This is a genomic window from Xanthomonas sp. AM6 (assembly GCF_025665335.1).
Taxonomy (GTDB): Bacteria; Pseudomonadota; Gammaproteobacteria; order Xanthomonadales; family Xanthomonadaceae; genus Xanthomonas_A.
Genome location: NZ_CP106869.1, coordinates 2726042 through 2745394, shown reverse-complemented (window position 1 = coordinate 2745394; position 19353 = coordinate 2726042). Strand labels below are relative to the sequence as shown.

Genomic DNA, 19353 nt, shown 5'->3' with positions numbered 1-19353 from the left:
TGGCCGGCCGTTGCGCTATCAAATCCGTGCTCTCGGCTAGTCGGAAAAAGCATAGCTTGGCGTAAATATTTCATTTGTTTGACATGGAAGCCACTCCTAGGCTCGGCCGATCGTGACCGGATCGGGTCGCGCCACCCAATCCACCGGGGCGCGCCGGCGTGAGCGATACGGCAGCGGGCCATGGCCGCGCCGCCGTCACAACCAGCAGGACGTCGCGCTTGCGCGGCCGTCATCCGTGTATGCATGTCTCCTGGGAGGGAAGCGTCATGTCATCGCGTCATTACCGTGGTCCGGCCTCGCCGACCGCAGCGGTTCGCAGTACCCGCGTGTTGCGTCGCTCGGCCATGGCGCTGAGCATCTGCGTGCTGCTGAGCGCGCAAGCGCTGGCGCAGGACGCCGACGATGCCACCAGGAAGAAGGGCGCCGATCCGGTGACCCAACTCGATGCGGTCGAGGTCAAGGGCGTGCGCGCCAGCCTGATCAAGTCGCAGTCGATCAAGCACGATGCCGAGCAGATCGTCGATTCGGTCAGCGCCGAAGACATCGGCGCGCTGCCCGACCGCAGCGTCACCGAGACCCTGCAACGGGTCAGCGGCGTGACCATCGACCATTTCATGGCGCGCAACGACCCGGACCATTTCTCCGCCGAAGGCAGCGGGGTGATGATCCGCGGCATGACCCAGGTGCGCGGCGAACTCAACGGCCGCGACAGCTTCAGCGCCGCCAGCGGCCGCGGACTCAGCTTCGAGGACGTGCCGGCCGAACTGATGGCCGGCGTGGACGTGTACAAGAATCCCTCGGCCGAGATCATCGAAGGCGGCCTCGGCGGCACGGTCAACCTGCGCACGCGCATGCCGTTCGACCAGCCGGGCCGGGCGATCGGCTTCACCGCCGACGAGAACTACGGCGACTTCAGCAAGACCTACAAGCCGTCCGGCTCGTTCCTGTTCAGCGATCGCTGGGACACCGGCGCCGGCGAGATGGGCCTGATGCTGGACCTGGCCTATTCGGAACTGGCCACCCGCAGCGACGGCATTCAGGTGGAGCCGTTCGTGCGCCGCACCGATCCGGCGCTGCTGGCCGGCACCGATTTCGACCAGGTCTACGTGCCCGGCGGCGTCAACTGGCGGCAGCTGGACTTCGAGCGCAAGCGCAAGGGCGTGGCCGGGGCGTTCCAGTGGCGGCCCAGCGACGATACCGAGATCTACGTGCAGTACATGCGCTCCACCTACGACATGAACTGGCAGGAGCGCGCGGCGTTCTTCAACGACGACACCAACGCGGTCGGTCCCGCCCCGGGCACCACCTTCACCTACGATGCCGACGGCCGTTTCGTCAGCGGCTCGCCGGTGTCCACGTCCTGGCGCGGCAACATCACCGGCAACGATGGCGTGCGCTTCTACACCGACAACCGCTACGCGCAGCAGAGCACCACCACCTCGGACCTGTCCGGCGGCTTCAGCCACAAGCTCACCGGCAACCTCACCGTGCGCGGCGACATGCAACTGGTGCGGTCGCAAAGCGACGCGCTGGATTTCACCCTGTTCAGCTCGATCTACCTGCCGGGCCTGAGCTTCGACCTGAGCGGCAAGTACCCGTCGGTGTCGATCGCCGACACCAGCTATACCTCCAACCCCTCCAATTATTTCTGGAGCGCGGCGATGGACCACCTGGCGAAGAACCGCGGCCGCGAGCTGGCCACGCGCTTCGACCTGGAGTACACCTACGACGACAATCCGTGGCTGCGAACCTTCCGCGCCGGCATCCGCGCCACCGACCGTACCCAGACCAACAAGAACTCCGGCTACAACTGGGGCGTGATCAGCGACAACTGGGCGACGATTCCCGGTACCGGCACCGGGCTGGCCGACCTGGCCAGCTACATGACCGGGTCCTCGCAGCTGGCGTCGTTTTCCAACCTATTCCGCGGCAAGATCGACGTGCCCAACAGCCTGTACTTTCCCAGCAACGCCGCGGTCAAGGACTATGCCGGCACCTCGAAGCTGATCCAGCAGGTCGTGGCGTTGCGCGGCTCGGGCTGGGCGCCGGACCAATACCAGCTGCAGGACACCAACCGCCAGTTCGAACGCACCCAGGCCGCCTACGCGGTGCTGTACTTCGGCAACGAGGAGGCGCTGGGCGTGCCGGTGGACGGCAACATCGGCGTGCGCATCGTGCAGACCAAGACCGAAGCCGCCGGCTATGGCCAGTTCCCCGACCTGTCGGGGAGTGCGGGATCCGAAGCGCTCAGGGAGCAGTACACCGGGCAGTTCTTCCCCAACAATGCGCAGGGCAGCTACACCAACGTGCTGCCGAGCTTCAACATGCGCTTCAAGTTCTCCGATGCGCTGCAGTGGCGTATCGCCGCGTCCAAGGCGATGGCGCGGCCGGACTACACCCAGCTGCAACCGTACCTGCTGCTGGCGGCGACCACCGAGGACGACGGCAGCGTGTCCAGGTGGACCGGCACCGCGGGCAATCCCAACCTCAAGCCGATGAAGGCCAACCAGTACGACACCGCGCTGGAATGGTATTTCGATACCAGCGACATGATGTACCTGACCCTGTTCTACAAGAGCGTCAAGGACTATTTCTCCAACCAGACCGTCACCGAGACCTACGGCGGCCAGGACTGGCTGGTGACGCGGCCGTACAACATGGCCAAGGGCCGCATCCGCGGTTTCGAATACGGCTACACGCAGTTCTTCGACTCGTGGCCAGGCTGGCTGAGCGGCTTCGGCGTCAATGCCAACTTCACCTTCGTGGACAGCAGCGGCGGGGTGAATTCGGCGACCGATCCATATACCCAGACCACGGTCACAGGGGTGAGCCTGCCGCTGGAGGGCCTGTCGCGGCGCAGCTACAACTTCGCCGGCATCTACGAGAAGGGGCCGCTGTCGGTGCGCCTGGCCTACAACTGGCGTTCGCGCTACCTGCTGACCGCCAGCGACGTGGCGACCAAGCTGCCGACCTGGTCGGACGACTACGGCCAGCTCGACGCCTCGGCGTTCTATCGCTTCACCCCGCACCTGCAGCTCGGTATCCAGGCCAACAACCTGACCAACACGGTGACCAAAGTGCTGATGGGGCCGACCTCGTATACCGGCGGCGAGGTCGACAACCACCTGTACACGCGCAGCTGGTTCGTCAACGACCGCCGCTATTCGCTGGTGCTGCGCGCCAACTGGTAAGCGGCGCCCGCCAAGACGTTCTCCTCGGCCCGCATGCGCCAGACATGCGGGCTTTTTTTATGGCATCGGGTGCGGTGCCGGGCCGCAGGCGGCGGAGGCGCCTGCGCGGCAGTGGATGCGGTGCTTCATAGACGGACCGGCGTTTCGTATATGGAAAACGTATAGCTAACTGTGAATATTTCATTGGATGGCATGTCTGCGGCCACCTATTCTCAGGCCCGAGTCGCGATCTTCTCGATCGCATGCGCGCTGCGGCACCCCGTCGCGCCGGACTTGCGGCCAGCGCCCGTCAGCAGGTGCGTCCGCACAATCAGATACGGCGACGTCGCCTTGGCGCGATCGCCGAACCCGTTTGTACATGTGTCCTGGGAGGGAAGCACCATGTCAGCGTCTCACAGCCATTGTCCGCATGCGCGGACCGTGGCGCTCCGTTCTACCCGTGTTGTTTCCGACCGCGGCGTGCGCCGTTCCGCGATCGCCCTGGCCGTCGCCGCGCTGGTCGCCGCGTCCGCCGCGCAAGCCCAGCAAGCCGGGCAGGCCCAGCCTGCGCAGGCCGACGATGCCACCACCCAGCTGGACACGGTGCAGGTCAGCGGCACCCGCAGCAGCGTGACCAAGGCGCAGATGGTCAAGCAGAACGCCGAGCAGCTGGTCGATTCGATCGTGGCCGAGGACATCGGCAAGCTGCCCGACAACAACGTCGCCGAGGCGCTGCAGCGCATCTCCGGCGTGCAGATCGCGCGCAACTACGGCGAGGGCAGCAGCATCGCCATCCGCGGCCTGACCCAGGTCCGCACCGAACTCAACGGCCGCGACATCTTCACCGCCAACGACGGCCGCGGGCTGAGCTTCGAGGACGTCTCGGCCGAACTGCTGGCCGGCGTCAACGTCTACAAGAATCCGTCCGCCGACATGATCGAAGGCGGCCTGGGCGGCACCGTCGACCTGCGCACGCGCCTGCCGTTCGACTACGACGGGCGCAAGATCGCCGGCAGCGTGCAGTACAACCACTACGACCTGGCCGACGACAGCAAGCCGGCGTTCTCGGGCATGTACAGCGACCGCTGGCAGACCGGGATCGGCGAGATCGGCCTGCTGGTGAACTATTCGCAGCAGACCAGCCCGTTCCGCCAGGACACCATCTCCATCGAGCCGTGGTACACGCAGACCGACCTGCCGGGCTACGAAGGGCAGGAGATCTCGGTGCCGCACGGCGCCGGCACCAACACCACGGTCGGCGAGCGCAAGCGCAAGACCGGCGCGTTCGCGCTGCAGTGGCGGCCCAACGACGACGTCGAGGTCACCGCGCAGGTGCTGCGCTCGGACTACGACTTCAGCTGGCACGACTATTCGTTCTTCGCCTACAGCGGGCAGAACCCGATGCAGGGCTACGACGACATCGTGGTCAACGACCGCAACGAGTTCGTCAGCGGCACGTTCCAGAACACCCCGGCCGATTCCAACACCAGCCTGACCAAGCGCCATTCGGTCACCACCGACTACTCGCTGGGCGCCAAGTGGACGGTGTCGCCGAACCTGACCCTGAGCACCGATTTCCAGTACATCGATGCCACCACCAAGGGCACGCGCTACATCCTCGGCACCGGCATGGACACCACGCCGCGCTACACCATCGACTTCCGCGGCGACCTGCCGCGCCTGTCGGTGAGCGACGCGGCCGGCAATCCGGGCTACCTGGCCGACCAGGCCAACTACAGCGGCTGGAAGTTCCACCTGGACAACAAGGACGACAACGAGGCCACCGAGTTCGCATGGCGCAGCGACATGGACCTGGCGTTCGACGACAGCTTCGCGCGCAGCTTCAAGGCCGGCGTGCGCTATACCGACCGCGATGCGCAGAACAAGGGCAACGTGTGGCGCTACATGTACCTGGGCGCGCCGTTCTCGCAGTACCCCGATGCGCAGCTGATGCAGAATCCGATCACCGATTTCTTCCGCGGCGACTCGCACACCTTCGGTCCCAGGCTCACTCCGTCCGACGCGCTGGTCGGCGACTACGAGCAGACCCTGGCGCTGTTCGGCGCCTCGCCGCTGGCCTTCGCGCCGAACAACATCAACGACCAGGGCGAGAAGACCTACGCCGCCTACGGCGTGCTGCGCTTCGGCGTGGACGACGGCGCGGTGCCGTTCGACGGCAACATCGGCATCCGCATCGTGCGCACCAAGGTCGATTCGACCGGCGTGCGCACCGGCACCGATGCCGAGGGCGGCGGGCTGCTGCCGGTGGACGTGCGCCAGACCTACACCGACGTGCTGCCGAGCCTGAACCTGCGGTGGATGCTCACCGACAGGCTGCAGTGGCGCTTCGCCGCCTCGCGCGGCATCTCGCGCCCGGACCTCAACAGGCTCAACCCCAACCTGAGCCTGGGCACCGCCACCGGCAGCGACGGCACCACCCGCCGCACCGGGTCGGCCGGCAATCCCGACCTGACCCCGATGAAGGCCGACCAGTTCGACACCGCGCTGGAGTGGTACTTCGGCAAGGGCTCGATGATGTACGGCACGGTGTTCTACAAGAAGGTCGACGGCTTCATCGCCGATGCCGTGTTCGAGGAAGTCTATGGCGGCCAGACCTGGGAGATCACCCGCCCGGTCAACGGCAAGGACGGCCGGATCAAGGGCGCGGAACTGGGCTATACGCAGTTCTTCGATTTCCTGCCGGGCTGGCTGAGCGGCTTCGGCCTGCAGGCCAACTACACCTACGTGGACAGCGAGGCGCCGAGCCCGACCGCCACCGACACCAACGGCCAGGCGCTGACGGTGCCGCTGCAGGGGCTGTCCAAGAACAGCTACAACCTGATCCTCAGCTACGAGATGTCGCGCTTCCAGGCGCGCGTGGCCTACAACTGGCGCAGCGACTGGCTGGTGACCACGGCCGGCAACGGCACCGGCAACCTGCCGGTGTACAACAAGGGCTTCGGCCAGCTGGACGCGTCGGTGCGCTACAACATCGACGACGTGTGGTCGGTGTCGGTGGACGGGGTCAACCTGCTCGATACCCGCAACGAGAGCTACCTGGGCGTGGAATCGCGCTACCGCGACTTCGTCATCAACGACCGTCGCTACGGCCTGACCCTGCGCGCCAGCTTCTGAGCACGGCGCGCGGGCCTTCGCTCCGGCGCGCATGGCGTGGCCGGAGCGGGGTGACGTCCTGCCGACGGCCTGGCCGTCGGCTGCAACCGGAGCGGAACGCACGATGCGGTTACATCGCTTGCTGAGACCTGAGGCAATGCCCGGCACGTTCCGGCGTGCCGTGCGGCCGCGTTCGGTCTGGCCGGCGCTGCTGCTGGCGCTGCTGTGGAGCGTGCTGCCGGCGTGGGCGGCGGCGCCGGCGCCGTACCAGTTCCGCAGCGTCGCCATCGGCGGCGGCGGTTTCGTCTCCGGCCTGCTGTTCCATCCGGCGCAGCAGGGCCTGCTGTACGCGCGCACCGACGTCGGCGGCGCCTACCGCTGGGACGCGGCGGGCGAACGCTGGATCGCCTTGACCGATTGGCTCGGCGCGGACGACCAGAACCTGATGGGCATCGACGCGTTCGCGATCGATCCGCACGATCCGCAGGCGCTGTACCTGGCCGCGGGCACCTACCTGCACGCGCGCGCCGGCAATGCCGCGCTGCTGCGTTCGCACGACCAGGGGCGCAGCTTCGCGCGCACCGATCTGCCGTTCAAGCTGGGCGGCAACGAACTGGGCCGCGGCAACGGCGAACGGCTCGCGGTCGATCCCAACGACGGCCGCGTGCTGCTGCTCGGCTCGCGCGATGCCGGGCTGTGGCGCAGCGCCGATCGCGGCGCGCACTGGCAGCAAGTGGCGTCGTTCCCGGCCGTGGCCACCAGCGCGGCGGCCAGCGCGGTGAACCATGCCGGGCGCCGCCAGCAGGTGGGCATCGCCTTCGTGCTGTTCGATCCCGACAGCGCCGCCGCCGGCGGCGGCTCGCAGCGGATCTACGTCGGCGTGTCCACCCAGGAACGCAGTGTGTTCGTGTCCGAGGACGGCGGGCGCAGCTGGCAGCCGCTGCCGGGGCAGCCCACCGGGCTGCGCCCCAGCCACATGGTGCGTTCCGGCGCCGGCGTCTACTACCTCAGCTACGGCGACCAGCCGGGGCCGGACCTGATGGCCAACGGCGCACTGTGGGAATACGCGCCGGCCGCGCGGCGCTGGACCGACATCACCCCGGTGCCGCAACCGCGCAGCGGGCCGGGCTTCGGTTGGGGCGCGGTGGCGGTGGACCCGCGCCGGCCGCAGACGCTGATCGCCAGCACCTTCCGCCGCTACACGCCGGGCGACGACATCTACCGCAGCACCGATGGCGGGCGCAGCTGGGCGCCGTTGTTCCCGCGCTCGCGCTTCGCCCACGACAACGCCCCGTGGACCGCGCAGGCCCGCCCGCACTGGATGGCGTCGCTGGCGATCGATCCGTTCGACAGCGACCGCGCCTGGTTCGTCACCGGCTACGGCGTGTGGGCCTCGCGCAACCTGCGTGCGTTCGATGCGCAGGGCGGCGTGGTGCAGTGGCGGTTCGCCGACGCCGGCCTGGAGGAAACGGTGCCGCTGGACCTGCTCAGCCCGGCGCAGGGCGCGCCGTTGCTCAGCGCGCTCGGCGATATCGACGGCTTCCGCCACGACAGCCTGGACCGCGCGCAGTCGCAGTACGCCGGGCCGCGGCTGACCAACGGCGAGAGCATCGATGCGGCCGGGCAGGCGCCGCAGCTGGTGGTACGCAGCGGCACGCTGCGCGAGCGCCACCACGACGAGGTCCGCGCCGCCTGGTCGCGCGATGGCGGCACCAGCTGGAGCGCGTTCGCCAGCGAGCCGCCGGCGGGCGAGGGCGCCGGGCACATCGCGATCAACGCCGACGGCAGCCGCGTGATCTGGTCGCCGCGCAACGGCGGCGGCGCCTGGGCCAGCGACGACTGGGGCCGGCATTGGAAGCGCGTGGAGGGCGCCTCGGGCAGCTGGCTGATCGAGGCCGACCGGGTTGATGCGCAGCGCTGGTACGCGGTGGATGCGGCCAGCGGCCGCTTCCATCTGAGCGAGGACGGCGGCCGCCATTTCCGCGACAGCGGCGTCGACGTCGGCGTACCGGCGGACGCCGAGCGCAGCCGCCCGCAGTTGCGCCCGGACCCGCGGCGCGCCGGCGTGGTGTACCTGGCCAGTCCCAGCCACGGGGTGATGCGCTGGCAGGACGGCAGGCTCGCCGTGCTGGCGAAGGTGCAGCAGGCGCGTTCGCTGGGCCTGGGCCGCGCGCCGCGCGACGGCGCGCCGCCGATGCTGTTCCTCGCCGGCAGCGTCGATGGCGTCAGCGGGCTGTTCCGCTCCGAGGACGAGGGCCGGCGCTGGCAGCGCATCGACGACGATGCGCACCGCTTCGGCCGCCCCTACGCCGTCACCGGCGATCCGCGGGTGATCGGCCGGGTCTACTTCGCCACCGGCGGCCGGGGCATCTTCTATGGCGATGCGCGCTAGCCCGCCGGGCAACCGCGTGCCGGTCCGGCACGCGCTCGGCGCTTGCGGCCGGCCTGCGAACGCGGCCGCTGGCGCATCGCACTCCACCACATCCAACAGCACAGGACCGACGCAATGACCGCAACGCTGCACCGCACCGCGACATGGCTGGCCGCGCTGGCGCTGGCGGCGCTGCCGGCCTCGGCCTGGGCAAAACTGGAACTGCCGCTGCTGTTCGCCGACGGCGCGGTGCTGCAACGCGACGTGCCGATGCCGGTGTGGGGCTGGGCCGCGCCCGGCGCGCGCATCCAGGTGCGCCTGGACGGCGCCACGGCGAGTACCGTCGCCGCCCGCGACGGCCGCTGGCAGGCGCAGCTGCCGGCGCATGCGGCCGGCGGCCCGTACGTGCTGGAGGTGGAGGGCGACGGCGCGCGCCGCCGCATCGTCGACGTGCTGGTCGGCGACGTGTGGCTGGCCAGCGGCCAGTCCAACATGGAATGGCCGCTGGCGCAGGCGCGCGACGGCGCGCGCGAAGTGGCCGCGGCGAACGATCCGCAGCTGCGCCACTTCAAGGTGCCCAAGTCGTGGTCGCCGCAGCCGCAACAGCGCCTGGCCGGCGGCGCATGGAAAGCCGCCACGCCGGACAACGCCGGCGCGTTCTCCGCGGTCGGCTACTTCTTCGCGCGCGAGCTGCGCGCGCACACCGGCGTGCCGATCGGCATCGTCGACAGCACCTGGGGCGGCAGCGCGATCGAGGCATGGATGGACGCGGCCGCGCTGGGCATGGATGCGGCGCAGGCCGCGCGCAGCGTCGCCGAGCTGCAGGCGCAGGACGCGCGCACCCTGGCCGCGGTGCGACAGCGCATCGCGCGCTGGCCTGCGGTGCAGGACGGTGCCGAACAATGGCGCGCCGCCGACCTGGACGACCATGACTGGGACAGCATCCCGGTCGACCGCAACTGGGAGGCCAGCGGCTACGACGGCATGGACGGCATCGCCTGGTACCGCACGTCCTTCACCCTCAGTGCCGCCGAGGCCAAGGCCGGCATCACCCTGGGCGTGGGCCAGATCGACGATTCCGACGTCACCTACGTCAACGGCCAGCCGGTCGGGCGCACCGAAAAGCAATGGAACCTGCCGCGCGTGTACCGGGTGCCGGCGGCGGTGCTGAAGGCCGGGGTCAACCGCATCGCGGTGCAGGTCACCGACCTCAGCGGCGGCGGCGGCCTGCATGGCGAGGACGAGGAGCGCTTCGTGCAGGTCGGGCAGGGCGCCAAGCGCCCGCTGCAGGGCTGGACGTTCCGCCCGGCCAAGGTGGTGGTGGCGCTGGACGACGGCAGGAACCAGCAGCCGACGCTGCTGTACAACCGCATGATCCATCCGCTGCAGCCGTTCCCGGTCAAGGGCGTGATCTGGTACCAGGGCGAGAGCAATGCGACCGCGCGCGGCGCGCTGCGCTACCGCGAGCAGTTCGCGGCGATGATCGGCAGCTGGCGCCAGGAGCGCGCGCAGCCGCAGCTGCCGTTCCTGTGGGTGCAGCTGGCCAATTTCCGCGCCGGATCGGACAAGGGCGATCTGAGCCCGTGGGCGCTGCTGCGCGAATCGCAATCCAAGACCCTGGCGCTGCCGGCGACCGCGCAGGCGGTGACCATCGACATCGGCGCGCCCGGCGACATCCACCCGACCAACAAGCAGGACGTCGGCCATCGCCTGGCGCTGGCCGCGCGCCACGTCGCCTATGGCGAATCGCTGGTGTACAGCGCGCCGACGCTGCAGCGCGCCGAGTTCGCTGCAGGCGCCGCGCGGCTGCGCTTCGATCCGATGGGCAGCGCGCTGGCGGTGCGCGGCGGCGGCCCGCTGCGCGGCTTCAGCATTGCCGGCGCCGACCGCCGCTTCCATCCGGCGCAGGCGCGCATCGAGGGCGACAGCGTGCTGGTGGAGAGCGCCGAGGTGGCGCAGCCGCAGGCGGTGCGCTATGCCTGGAGCGAGAACCCGGCCGAGGCCAACCTGGTCAATCGCGAACAACTGCCCGTTTCCCCCTTCCGAACCGACACCTGGTGACACGGAGTGCTAGCCGCATGACATTTTCCGTTCCGCGCAATCGCGCCGCGCCCGCGCGCTGGCGTCCGCTGTTGATCTCCGCGCTGCTGCTGGGCCTGGCCGCCTGCCAGTCCGAGCAACCGGAACCGCCCGCCGCCAGCGGCGCCGCCACGGGTGCCAGGCAGCCGGCGGGCACCGCCCCCGCGCCGGCGCCGGACGCGTCGGCCACGCAGGCGCCGATCCCGCAGCTGATCAGCAAGGACGGCAAGCACACGCTGCTGGTCGACGGCGCACCGTTCCTGATCCTCGGCGCGCAGGTCAACAATTCCAGCAACTACCCGGCGGCGCTGGAGAAGGTGTGGCCGGCGATGCAGTTCCTCGGCCCCAACACCGTGCAGGTGCCGATCGCCTGGGAACAGGTGGAACCGGAAGAGGGCAAGTTCGACTTCTCCTTCGTCGACACGCTGCTGGCGCAAGCGCGCGAGCACAAGGTGCGGCTGGTGCTGCTGTGGTTCGCCACCTGGAAGAACAACGGCCCGGCCTATACGCCGCACTGGGTCAAGACCGACAACGCGCGTTTCCCGCGGGTGGTCACCCGCGACGGCAAGACCCTCGGCTCGCTGTCGCCGCTGGCGCCGGCCACGCTGGAAGCGGACCGCAAGGCCTTCGTCGCCTTCATGAAGCACCTCAGGCAGGCCGACCCGCAGCGCACCGTGATCATGGTGCAGCCGGAGAACGAGCCGGGCACCTACGGCAGCGTGCGCGATTTCTCGCCATTGGCGCAGCAGGCCTTCGACGGCCCGGTGCCCGAGGCGCTGCTGCAGAAGCTGGGCAAGCAGCCGGGCAGCTGGGCGCAGGTGTTCGGCGCCGACGCCGACGAGTTCTTCCACGCCTGGCATATCGGCCACTTCATCGACCAGGTGGCCGCGGCCGGCAAGGCCGAGTACCCGCTGCCGATGTACGTCAACGCCGCGCTGCGCGGCCCGTTCAATCCCGGCCAGCCCGGCCAGTACGCCAGCGGCGGCCCCACCGACAACGTGCTCGACGTGTGGAAGGCGGCCGCGCCGCACATCGACCTGCTGGCGCCGGACATCTACCTGCCCGATTACACCCCGTACACCACCGTGCTCGACCGCTACGCGCGGCCGGACAACCCGCTGTTCGTGGCCGAAACCGGCAACCGCCCGGAATACGCGCGCTACCTGTACCCCGCGCTGGGCCACGACGGCATCGGCTGGTCGACCTTCGGCATCGACTACAGCGGGTATTCCAACTGGCCGCTGGGCGCCAAGAAGGTGGACGAGCCGACCATGGCGCCGTTCGCGCTCGGCTTCAAGGCGGTGGGCCTGGGCATGCGCGCGTTCGCCAAGGCCGCCTCGGAAGGCAAGCTGCACGGCACCGCCGAGGAGCCGGGCCAGGCGGTGCAGGAACTGCGCCTCAACGAACGCTGGAGCGCGACCATCACCTACGGCGTGCCGCAGTTCTGGTTCAAGGGCACGCCGCCGGGCAACCCCGAGCCGAGCGGCGCGGCGCTGATCGCCGAGCTGGGTCCGGACGAGTTCCTGGTCACCGGCTACCACGTGCGGGTGACCCTGCATCCGGCCAGCGAGGCCACCGCCAACATGGTCTACGACCGGGTCGAGGAAGGCTTCTACGATGGCGGGCAGTGGCGCTTCCAGCGCAACTGGAACGGCGACCAGACCGACTACGGGGTCAATTTCTCCGACATGCCGCAATTGCTGAAGATCAAGCTGGCCACCTACTGACATCTCGGCGCCGCCAGCGTGCGGCGCCGTCACCCGCTACAGAGGGAGTGAACATGCACAACCCGAACCGCCCCGTCCGCCTGGCGCTGAAGCCGCTGCCGCGCCTGCTGGCCCTGTCGCTGGCCGTGCTCGCCGCCGGCGCCCATGCGCAGGAAGTGAAGAAGGACGCCGACGGCGTCACCGTGCGCCCCAGCGCCAAGGGCGCCGCGCCGGTGCGCCTGCAGGTGGTGGACAGCGGCATCATCCGCGTCAGCGCCGATCCGGACGGCGATTTCAAGCGCACCCCGAGCCTGATGCGGGTGCCGGTGCAGGGCGACACCGCCTACCAGTTCGACGAGCAGGGCGACACCGTGCGGATCAGGACCGCCAAGGTCACCGCACAGGTGTCCACGGTCGACGGCCACGTCAGCTTCGTCGACGCCAACGGCAAGCCGCTGCTGGCGGAAGTGGCCGGCGGGCGCAGCTTTGCGCCGCTGAAGGTGGAGGGCAAGTCCTACTTGAGCACGCGCCAGCGCTTCGCCTCGCCCGACGACGAGGCCTTCTACGGCTTCGGTCAGCACCAGCAGGGCTGGATGAACCAGAAGGGCCGCAACGTCGAGCTGCTGCAGAGCAATATCGACCTGGCGGTGCCGTACCTGGTGTCCAGTCGCAACTACGGCATCCTGTGGGACAACAACTCGATCACCCGCATGGGCGATCCGCGCGGCCTGCAGCCGCTGCCGGCGTCGCTGAAGCTGTACGACGCCAAGGGCAAGCCGGGCGCGCTGACCGCGCGCTATTCGGTCAACGGCAAGCAGGTGCTGGAGCGCCGCGAGAAGGAGCTCAACTACCAGTACCTGAAGGACCTGGGCAAGTTTCCGAAGAAGGCCAAGCCCAGCGACAAGAGCCGCATGCAGGTCACCTGGGAAGGCGAGATCGAGGCCAGGAGCGGCGGCGAGCACAGCTTCTCGCTGTACGCGAGCGAGTACGCCAAGCTGTACGTGGACGGCAAGCTGGTGGTCGACCGCTGGCGCCAGAACTGGAACCCGTGGCACAACGAGTTCACCCTCGCGTTGCAGCCGGGCCAGCGCCACAAGGTCAAGGTCGAATGGGATCTGATCGATCCCAGCTACATCGCGCTGCTGCACCGCGACCCGCTGCCGGCGGCCGAGGCCAAGGACCTGTCGCTGTGGTCCGAGGCCGGGCAGATGATCGACTACTATTTCGTCGCCGGCGCCGACGCCGACCAGGTCATCTCCGGCTACCGCGAACTGACCGGCAAGGCGGTGCTGCTGCCGAAGTGGGCCTACGGTTTCTGGCAGAGCCGCGAGCGCTACAAGAGCCAGGACGAACTGGTCGGCGCGCTGGCCGAGTACCGCAAGCGCAAGCTGCCGATCGACAACATCGTGCTCGACTGGTCGTACTGGCCGGAGAACGCGTGGGGTTCGCACGACTTCGACACGACCCATTTCCCGGACCCGGACGGCATGGTCAAGTCGGTGCACGACATGCACGCGCAGATCATGATCTCGATCTGGCCCAAGTTCTATCCGACCACCGCCAACTACAAGGAACTCGACGCGGCCGGGTACATGTACAAGCGCAACGTCGAGGTCGGCGAACTGGACTGGATCGGCAAGGGCTACAAGAACTCGTTCTACGATCCGTACTCGGCCGGCGCGCAGGCGATCTACTGGCGGCAGATCAACGAAAAGCTCAACCGCAAGGGCTTCGATGCCTGGTGGATGGACGCCGACGAGCCGGACGTGCACTCCAACCTGGACATCGGCGAGCGCAAGGCGCGCACCACGCCGACCGCGCTGGGCCCGTCCACCGAGTTCTTCAATTCCTATCCGTTGCCGCACACCCATGGCGTGTACGAAGGCGACCGCGCCGCCGACGGCAAGCGCGTGTTCATCCTCTCGCGCAAGGGCTATGCCGGCACCCAGCGCAACGCGGTGGCGGTGTGGAGCGGCGACATCGTCTCGCGCTGGGACGACATGCGCGACCAGATCTCCGCCGGCGTCAACGTCTCCATGTCCGGCCTGCCGAACTGGACCTTCGACATCGGCGGGTTCGCGGTGGAGAAGCGCTACGAGGACCAGGACCCGGCGCACCAGGCCGAATGGCGCGAGCTCAACACGCGCTGGTTCCAGTTCGGCGCGTTCGTGCCGCTGTTCCGCTCGCACGGGCAGTTCCCGTTCCGCGAGATCTGGAACATCGCCCCGGAAGGCACCCCGTACTATTCGAGCATGGCGTACTACAGCCGCCTGCGCTATGCGTTGCTGCCGTACATCTACACGCTGGCAGGCGACACCTACCATCGCGACGGCAGCATGATGCGCGGCCTGCCGATGGATTTCCCCAACGATCCCAAGGTCGCCGACATCAATGACCAGTACCTGTTCGGCCCGGCGTTCCTGGTCGCGCCGGTGACCCGCTTCGGCGCCACCTCGCGCCAGGTCTACCTGCCGGCCGGCACCTCGTGGATCGACTTCAACAGCGGCAAGCGCTACGAAGGCGGCCAGAGCATCGACGCCGCCGCGCCGCTGCAGCGCATGCCGCTGTTCGTGCGCGCCGGTTCCATCGTGCCCACCACCACCGTGCAGCAGTACGTGGACGAGGTGCCGAATGCGCCGCTGACCGTGGTCGTCTACACCGGCGCCGACGGCCAGTTCTCGCTGTACGAGGACGACGGCAAGGGCTACGGCTACGAAAAGGGCGAGTTCAGCCGCATTCCGCTGAGCTGGAACCAGGCCAAGGGCGTGCTGACCATCGGCGCGCGCCAGGGCAGCTGGCCGGGCATGCAGGCCAAGCGCACCATCAACGTGCGCTTCGTCGACGGCGTGCGCGAGGAGACCGGCGCGCTGGAGCCCAAGGCCGATGCCAGCGTGCAGTACAGCGGCAAGAGCCTGAGCGTGGCGCGCAAGGCGGCGAAGGGCGCCAAGCGCAAGAGCAAGGCGAAGTGATGCCCGCGTCGTACGGCAGTCCGCGCGGGGACGCAGGGTGAGCATCGCGCTGACCCGCCGCGAACTGTGCAAGGCGATCGGCGCCGGCCTGGTGACCGGGCTGGCCGTGCCGGTCGCGCCGGCCGCAGCCGCGGCCGCCGGGCGCACTGCGTCGGCGGCCGCCACTGCGGCAGCGCCGGCCGATCCGGCCGCGCTGACCTTGTGGTACCCGCGTCCGGCCACGCAGTGGGTGGAGGCGCTGCCGGTCGGCAACGGCCGGCTGGGTGCGATGGTCTGGGGCGGCATCGCCCACGAACGCCTGCAGTTGAACGAAGACACGCTGTATGCGGGCCAGCCCTACGATGCGACATCGCCGGAGGCGTTGGCGGCGCTGCCGCAGGTACGTGCGCTGATCTTCGCCGGCCGCTACGCAGAGGCCGAAGCATTGGCCGACGCGAAGCTGCTGTCGCGCCCGCCCAAGCAGATGCCGTACCAGCCGCTGGCCGACCTGCTGCTGGACTACGACCGCGCCGACGGCATCGACGGCTATCGGCGCGAACTCGATCTGGACACCGCGGTGGCCAGCACCCGCTTTGCCTCGGGCGGCGCCACGCATGTCCGCGAGGTGTTCGTCTCGCCGACCGAGCAGTGCATCGTGGTGCGCCTGTCCTGCGACAAGCCCGGCCGCATCGCGCTGCGCATCGGCATCGACAGCCCGCAGGCCGGCGAGGTCACGGAAGAGCAGGGCGCGCTGCTGTTCGCCGGGCGCAACGCCGGGTTTGCCGGCATCGAGGGCGGGCTGCGCTTCGCGTTGCGCGTGCTGCCGCTGGCCACTGGCGGGCAGACCCGCATCGAGCGCGGGCGGATCCGCATCGAAGGCGCCGACGAGGTGGTGCTGCTGCTGACCGCGGCCACCAGCTATCGGCGCTACGACGACGTCGGCGGCGATCCGCTTGCGCTCAGCGCCGCGCAGCTGCGCAAGGCGGCCGCCTTGTCCTACGCGAAATTGCTGGAGCGGCATCTGGCCGAACACCGGCGCCTGTTCCGCAGGGTGGCGATCGACCTGGGCAGCAGCGCCGCCGCGCAGCTGCCCACCGACGAACGCGTGCAGCGCTACGCCGACGGCGGCGATCCGGCACTGGCTGCGCTGTACCACCAGTACGGCCGCTACCTGCTGATCAGCAGCTCGCGGCCGGGCTGCCAGCCGTCCAACCTGCAAGGCATCTGGAATGACCTGATGCAGCCGCCGTGGGAGAGCAAGTACACGATCAACATCAACACCGAGATGAACTACTGGCCCAGTGAGGCCAATGCCTTGCACGAGTGCGTGGAACCGCTCGAAGCCATGCTGTTCGATCTCGCGGAGACCGGCGCCCGCACCGCGCGAGCGATGTACGACGCGCCGGGCTGGGTGGTGCACAACAACACCGACCTGTGGCGCCAGGCCGGGCCGATCGACGGCGCGAAGTGGAGCCTGTGGCCGATGGGCGGCGTCTGGCTGCTGCAACAGCTGTGGGACCGCTGGGACTACGGCCGCGATCGCGCCTACCTGCGGCGCATCTATCCGTTGTTCAAGGGCGCGGCCGAGTTCTTCGTCGCCACCCTGGTACGCGATCCGCAGACCGGCGCGATGGTGACCAACCCATCGATGTCGCCGGAGAACCGGCATCCGTTCGGCGCCGCGCTGTGCGCCGGGCCGGCGATGGACGCGCAATTGTTGCGCGATCTTTTTGCGCAGTGCATCAAAATGGGCGAGTTGCTGGGCGTGGACAAGGCCTTCGGCGAGCGCCTGGCGGCACTGCGCGCGCAGCTGCCGCCGGACCGCATCGGCGGCGCCGGGCAGCTGCAGGAGTGGCAGCAGGACTGGGACATGCAGGCCCCGGAAATCCATCATCGCCACGTCTCGCATCTGTATGCGCTGCATCCGTCCAGCCAGATCAACCTGCGCGACACCCCGGCGCTGGCCGCCGCGGCCCGGCGCTCGCTGCAGGTCCGCGGTGATAGCGCTACCGGCTGGGGCCTCGGCTGGCGCCTGAACCTGTGGGCGCGGTTGCACGACGGCGAGCACGCGCAGCGTATTCTGACGATGCTGCTGTCGCCCGAACGCACCTATCCGAACCTGTTCGACGCGCATCCGCCGTTCCAGATCGATGGCAACTTCGGCGGCACCGCCGGCATCACCGAAATGCTGCTGCAGAGTTGGGGCGACAGCATCTGGTTGCTGCCGGCATTGCCGCAGGCCTGGCCGCACGGGCAGGTGCGCGGCCTGCGCGTGCGCGGCGCGGCCGGCGTCGATCTGGCCTGGCGCGACGGACGCCTGCAGCATGCGCGGCTGAGCAGCGAACGTGGCGGGCACTACACTTTGGTTTACGGCGGGCAGGCCCTGACCGCCGACCTTTCTCCTGGAGCGACGATGGAACTGGGTTTACGCGACGATCGGCTGGTGCGGCAATGAGTCTGTACATCGGCCTGGATGTCGGCACGCAGAGCGTCAAGCTGCTGGCCTACGATGCGGACAGCCGCCGCGTGGTCGCCACGCATGGCCATGCGCTGGAACTGATCAGCCGCGACGACGGCACCCGCGAGCAGCAGGCGCAGTGGTGGATCGACGGCATCGTCGCCTGCTTCGCCGCGCTGACGCCGGAGCAGCGCGCGCAGGTGCGGGCGATCTCGGTGTCCGGCCAGCAGCACGGCTTCGTGCCGGTGGACGCGCAGGGGCAGGTGACCGCGCCGGTGAAGCTGTGGTGCGACACCAGCACCCAGCGCGAGTGCGAGGAGATCATGCAGGCCGCCGGCGGCGAACAGCGCTGCGTGGAACTGGCCGGCAACCCGATCCTGGCCGGCTACACCGCCTCCAAGCTGCCGTGGACGCGCAAGCACCGCAGCGAAGCGTACGCCAGCATGACCTCGGTGCTGCTGCCGCACGACTACGTCAATTTCTGGCTGACCGGCGAGCGTTACACCGAGTTCGGCGACGCCTCCGGCAGCGGCTGGCTGGACGTGCGCACGCGGCAGTGGTCGGCGCCGCTGCTGCAGGCGATCGATCCGCAGCGCGACCTGGCCGCGGCGCTGCCGCCGCTGGTGCCGACCGAGACCACCTTCGCCCTGTCCGCGGCGGCGGCGCAGACCCTGGGGCTGCCGCGCGAGGTGCGCGTGGCCAGTGGCGGCGGCGACAACATGATGGCCGCGATCGGCACCGGCAACGTGGTGTCCGGGCGGCTGACCATGAGCCTGGGCACCTCCGGCACGCTGTTCGCGTACGCCGACCGCCCGGTGGTGGACGACGCCGCGCGCTGGGCCGCGTTCTGCTCGTCCAGCGGCGGTTGGCTGCCGCTGATCTGCACGATGAACTGCACCGTGGCCACCGAGACCATCGCGCGCCTGTTCGGGATCAAGACCGGGCAGGGCGAAGCCTTGCTCGAAGCCACCGCGCCGGGCGCCGGCGGGCTGGTGCTGCTGCCGTTCTTCAACGGCGAGCGCACCCCGAACCTGCCGGCCGCGCGCGGCTGCATGACCGGCATGGACCTGCATAACACCACCCCAGCGCATTTCTATCGCGCGGCGATGGAAGGGGCGACCTACAGCCTGCGCAACGGCTACGACGCCTTCGTCGACGCCGGGCTGGCGTTCGACTCGATCTACGTCACCGGCGGCGGCAGCAAGAGCGCCGGCTGGCGGCAGCTGATCGCCGACCTGTTCGGCCTGCCGGTGCACGTGCCGGCGCAGGCCGAGGGCGCCGCGTTCGGCGCCGCGCTGCAGGCGCTGTGGGCCGACGGCCACGCGCAGGGCGACCGCGCCAGCCTGGCCGAGGTGGTGCTGCAGCACCAGCAGGATGACGCCGCGCTGGCGGCGCAGCCGGATCCGCAACGCGGCGCGCAGTACCAGGCGCACTACCAGACCTTCCTGAAACACTTGCATGCCATTGGCCCGCTCTACGCCGGCTGACCCGCTTTTTCCCCCGCAAC

At 69.3% G+C, this 19353-nt stretch carries 8 protein-coding genes; all 8 read left to right on the top strand.

The annotated features are described in order from the left end of the window. The first annotated feature begins 344 nt into the window (after positions 1 to 344). Positions 345 to 3191 (top strand): TonB-dependent receptor, encoded by a 2847-nt coding sequence (locus tag OCJ37_RS11455; protein ID WP_263113661.1) that lies wholly within the window; start codon positions 345 to 347, stop codon positions 3189 to 3191. 381 nt (positions 3192 to 3572) lie between these two features. Further along, on the top strand, positions 3573 to 6305 hold the full coding sequence (locus OCJ37_RS11450; protein ID WP_263109540.1) for a TonB-dependent receptor: 2733 nt from the start codon (positions 3573 to 3575) through the stop codon (positions 6303 to 6305). Positions 6306 to 6441: 136 nt separating this feature from the next. Continuing rightward, complete coding sequence (locus OCJ37_RS11445; protein WP_263109538.1) at positions 6442 to 8676, top strand: sialidase family protein; 2235 nt, start codon at positions 6442 to 6444, stop codon at positions 8674 to 8676. Positions 8677 to 8790: 114 nt separating this feature from the next. Beyond that, on the top strand, positions 8791 to 10716 hold the full coding sequence (locus OCJ37_RS11440) for a sialate O-acetylesterase (protein WP_263109537.1): 1926 nt from the start codon (positions 8791 to 8793) through the stop codon (positions 10714 to 10716). A gap of 17 nt (positions 10717 to 10733) precedes the next feature. Beyond that, positions 10734 to 12461 carry a DUF5597 domain-containing protein gene (locus tag OCJ37_RS11435; protein WP_263109536.1) on the top strand — a complete coding sequence of 576 codons (1728 nt, stop codon included), beginning with the start codon at positions 10734 to 10736 and terminating at the stop codon, positions 12459 to 12461. 53 nt (positions 12462 to 12514) lie between these two features. Beyond that, on the top strand, positions 12515 to 15409 hold the full coding sequence (locus OCJ37_RS11430) for a TIM-barrel domain-containing protein (protein WP_263109535.1): 2895 nt from the start codon (positions 12515 to 12517) through the stop codon (positions 15407 to 15409). A gap of 37 nt (positions 15410 to 15446) precedes the next feature. Further along, on the top strand, positions 15447 to 17843 hold the full coding sequence (locus OCJ37_RS11425; RefSeq protein WP_263109533.1) for a glycoside hydrolase family 95 protein: 2397 nt from the start codon (positions 15447 to 15449) through the stop codon (positions 17841 to 17843). Then, the gene (gene xylB, locus OCJ37_RS11420; RefSeq protein WP_263109532.1) at positions 17840 to 19333 is read left to right on the top strand and encodes a xylulokinase; all 1494 of its coding nucleotides are present in this window, start codon (positions 17840 to 17842) and stop codon (positions 19331 to 19333) included. The genes OCJ37_RS11425 and xylB overlap by 4 nt, the downstream gene beginning before the upstream one ends. The last annotated feature ends 20 nt before the right edge of the window (positions 19334 to 19353 follow it).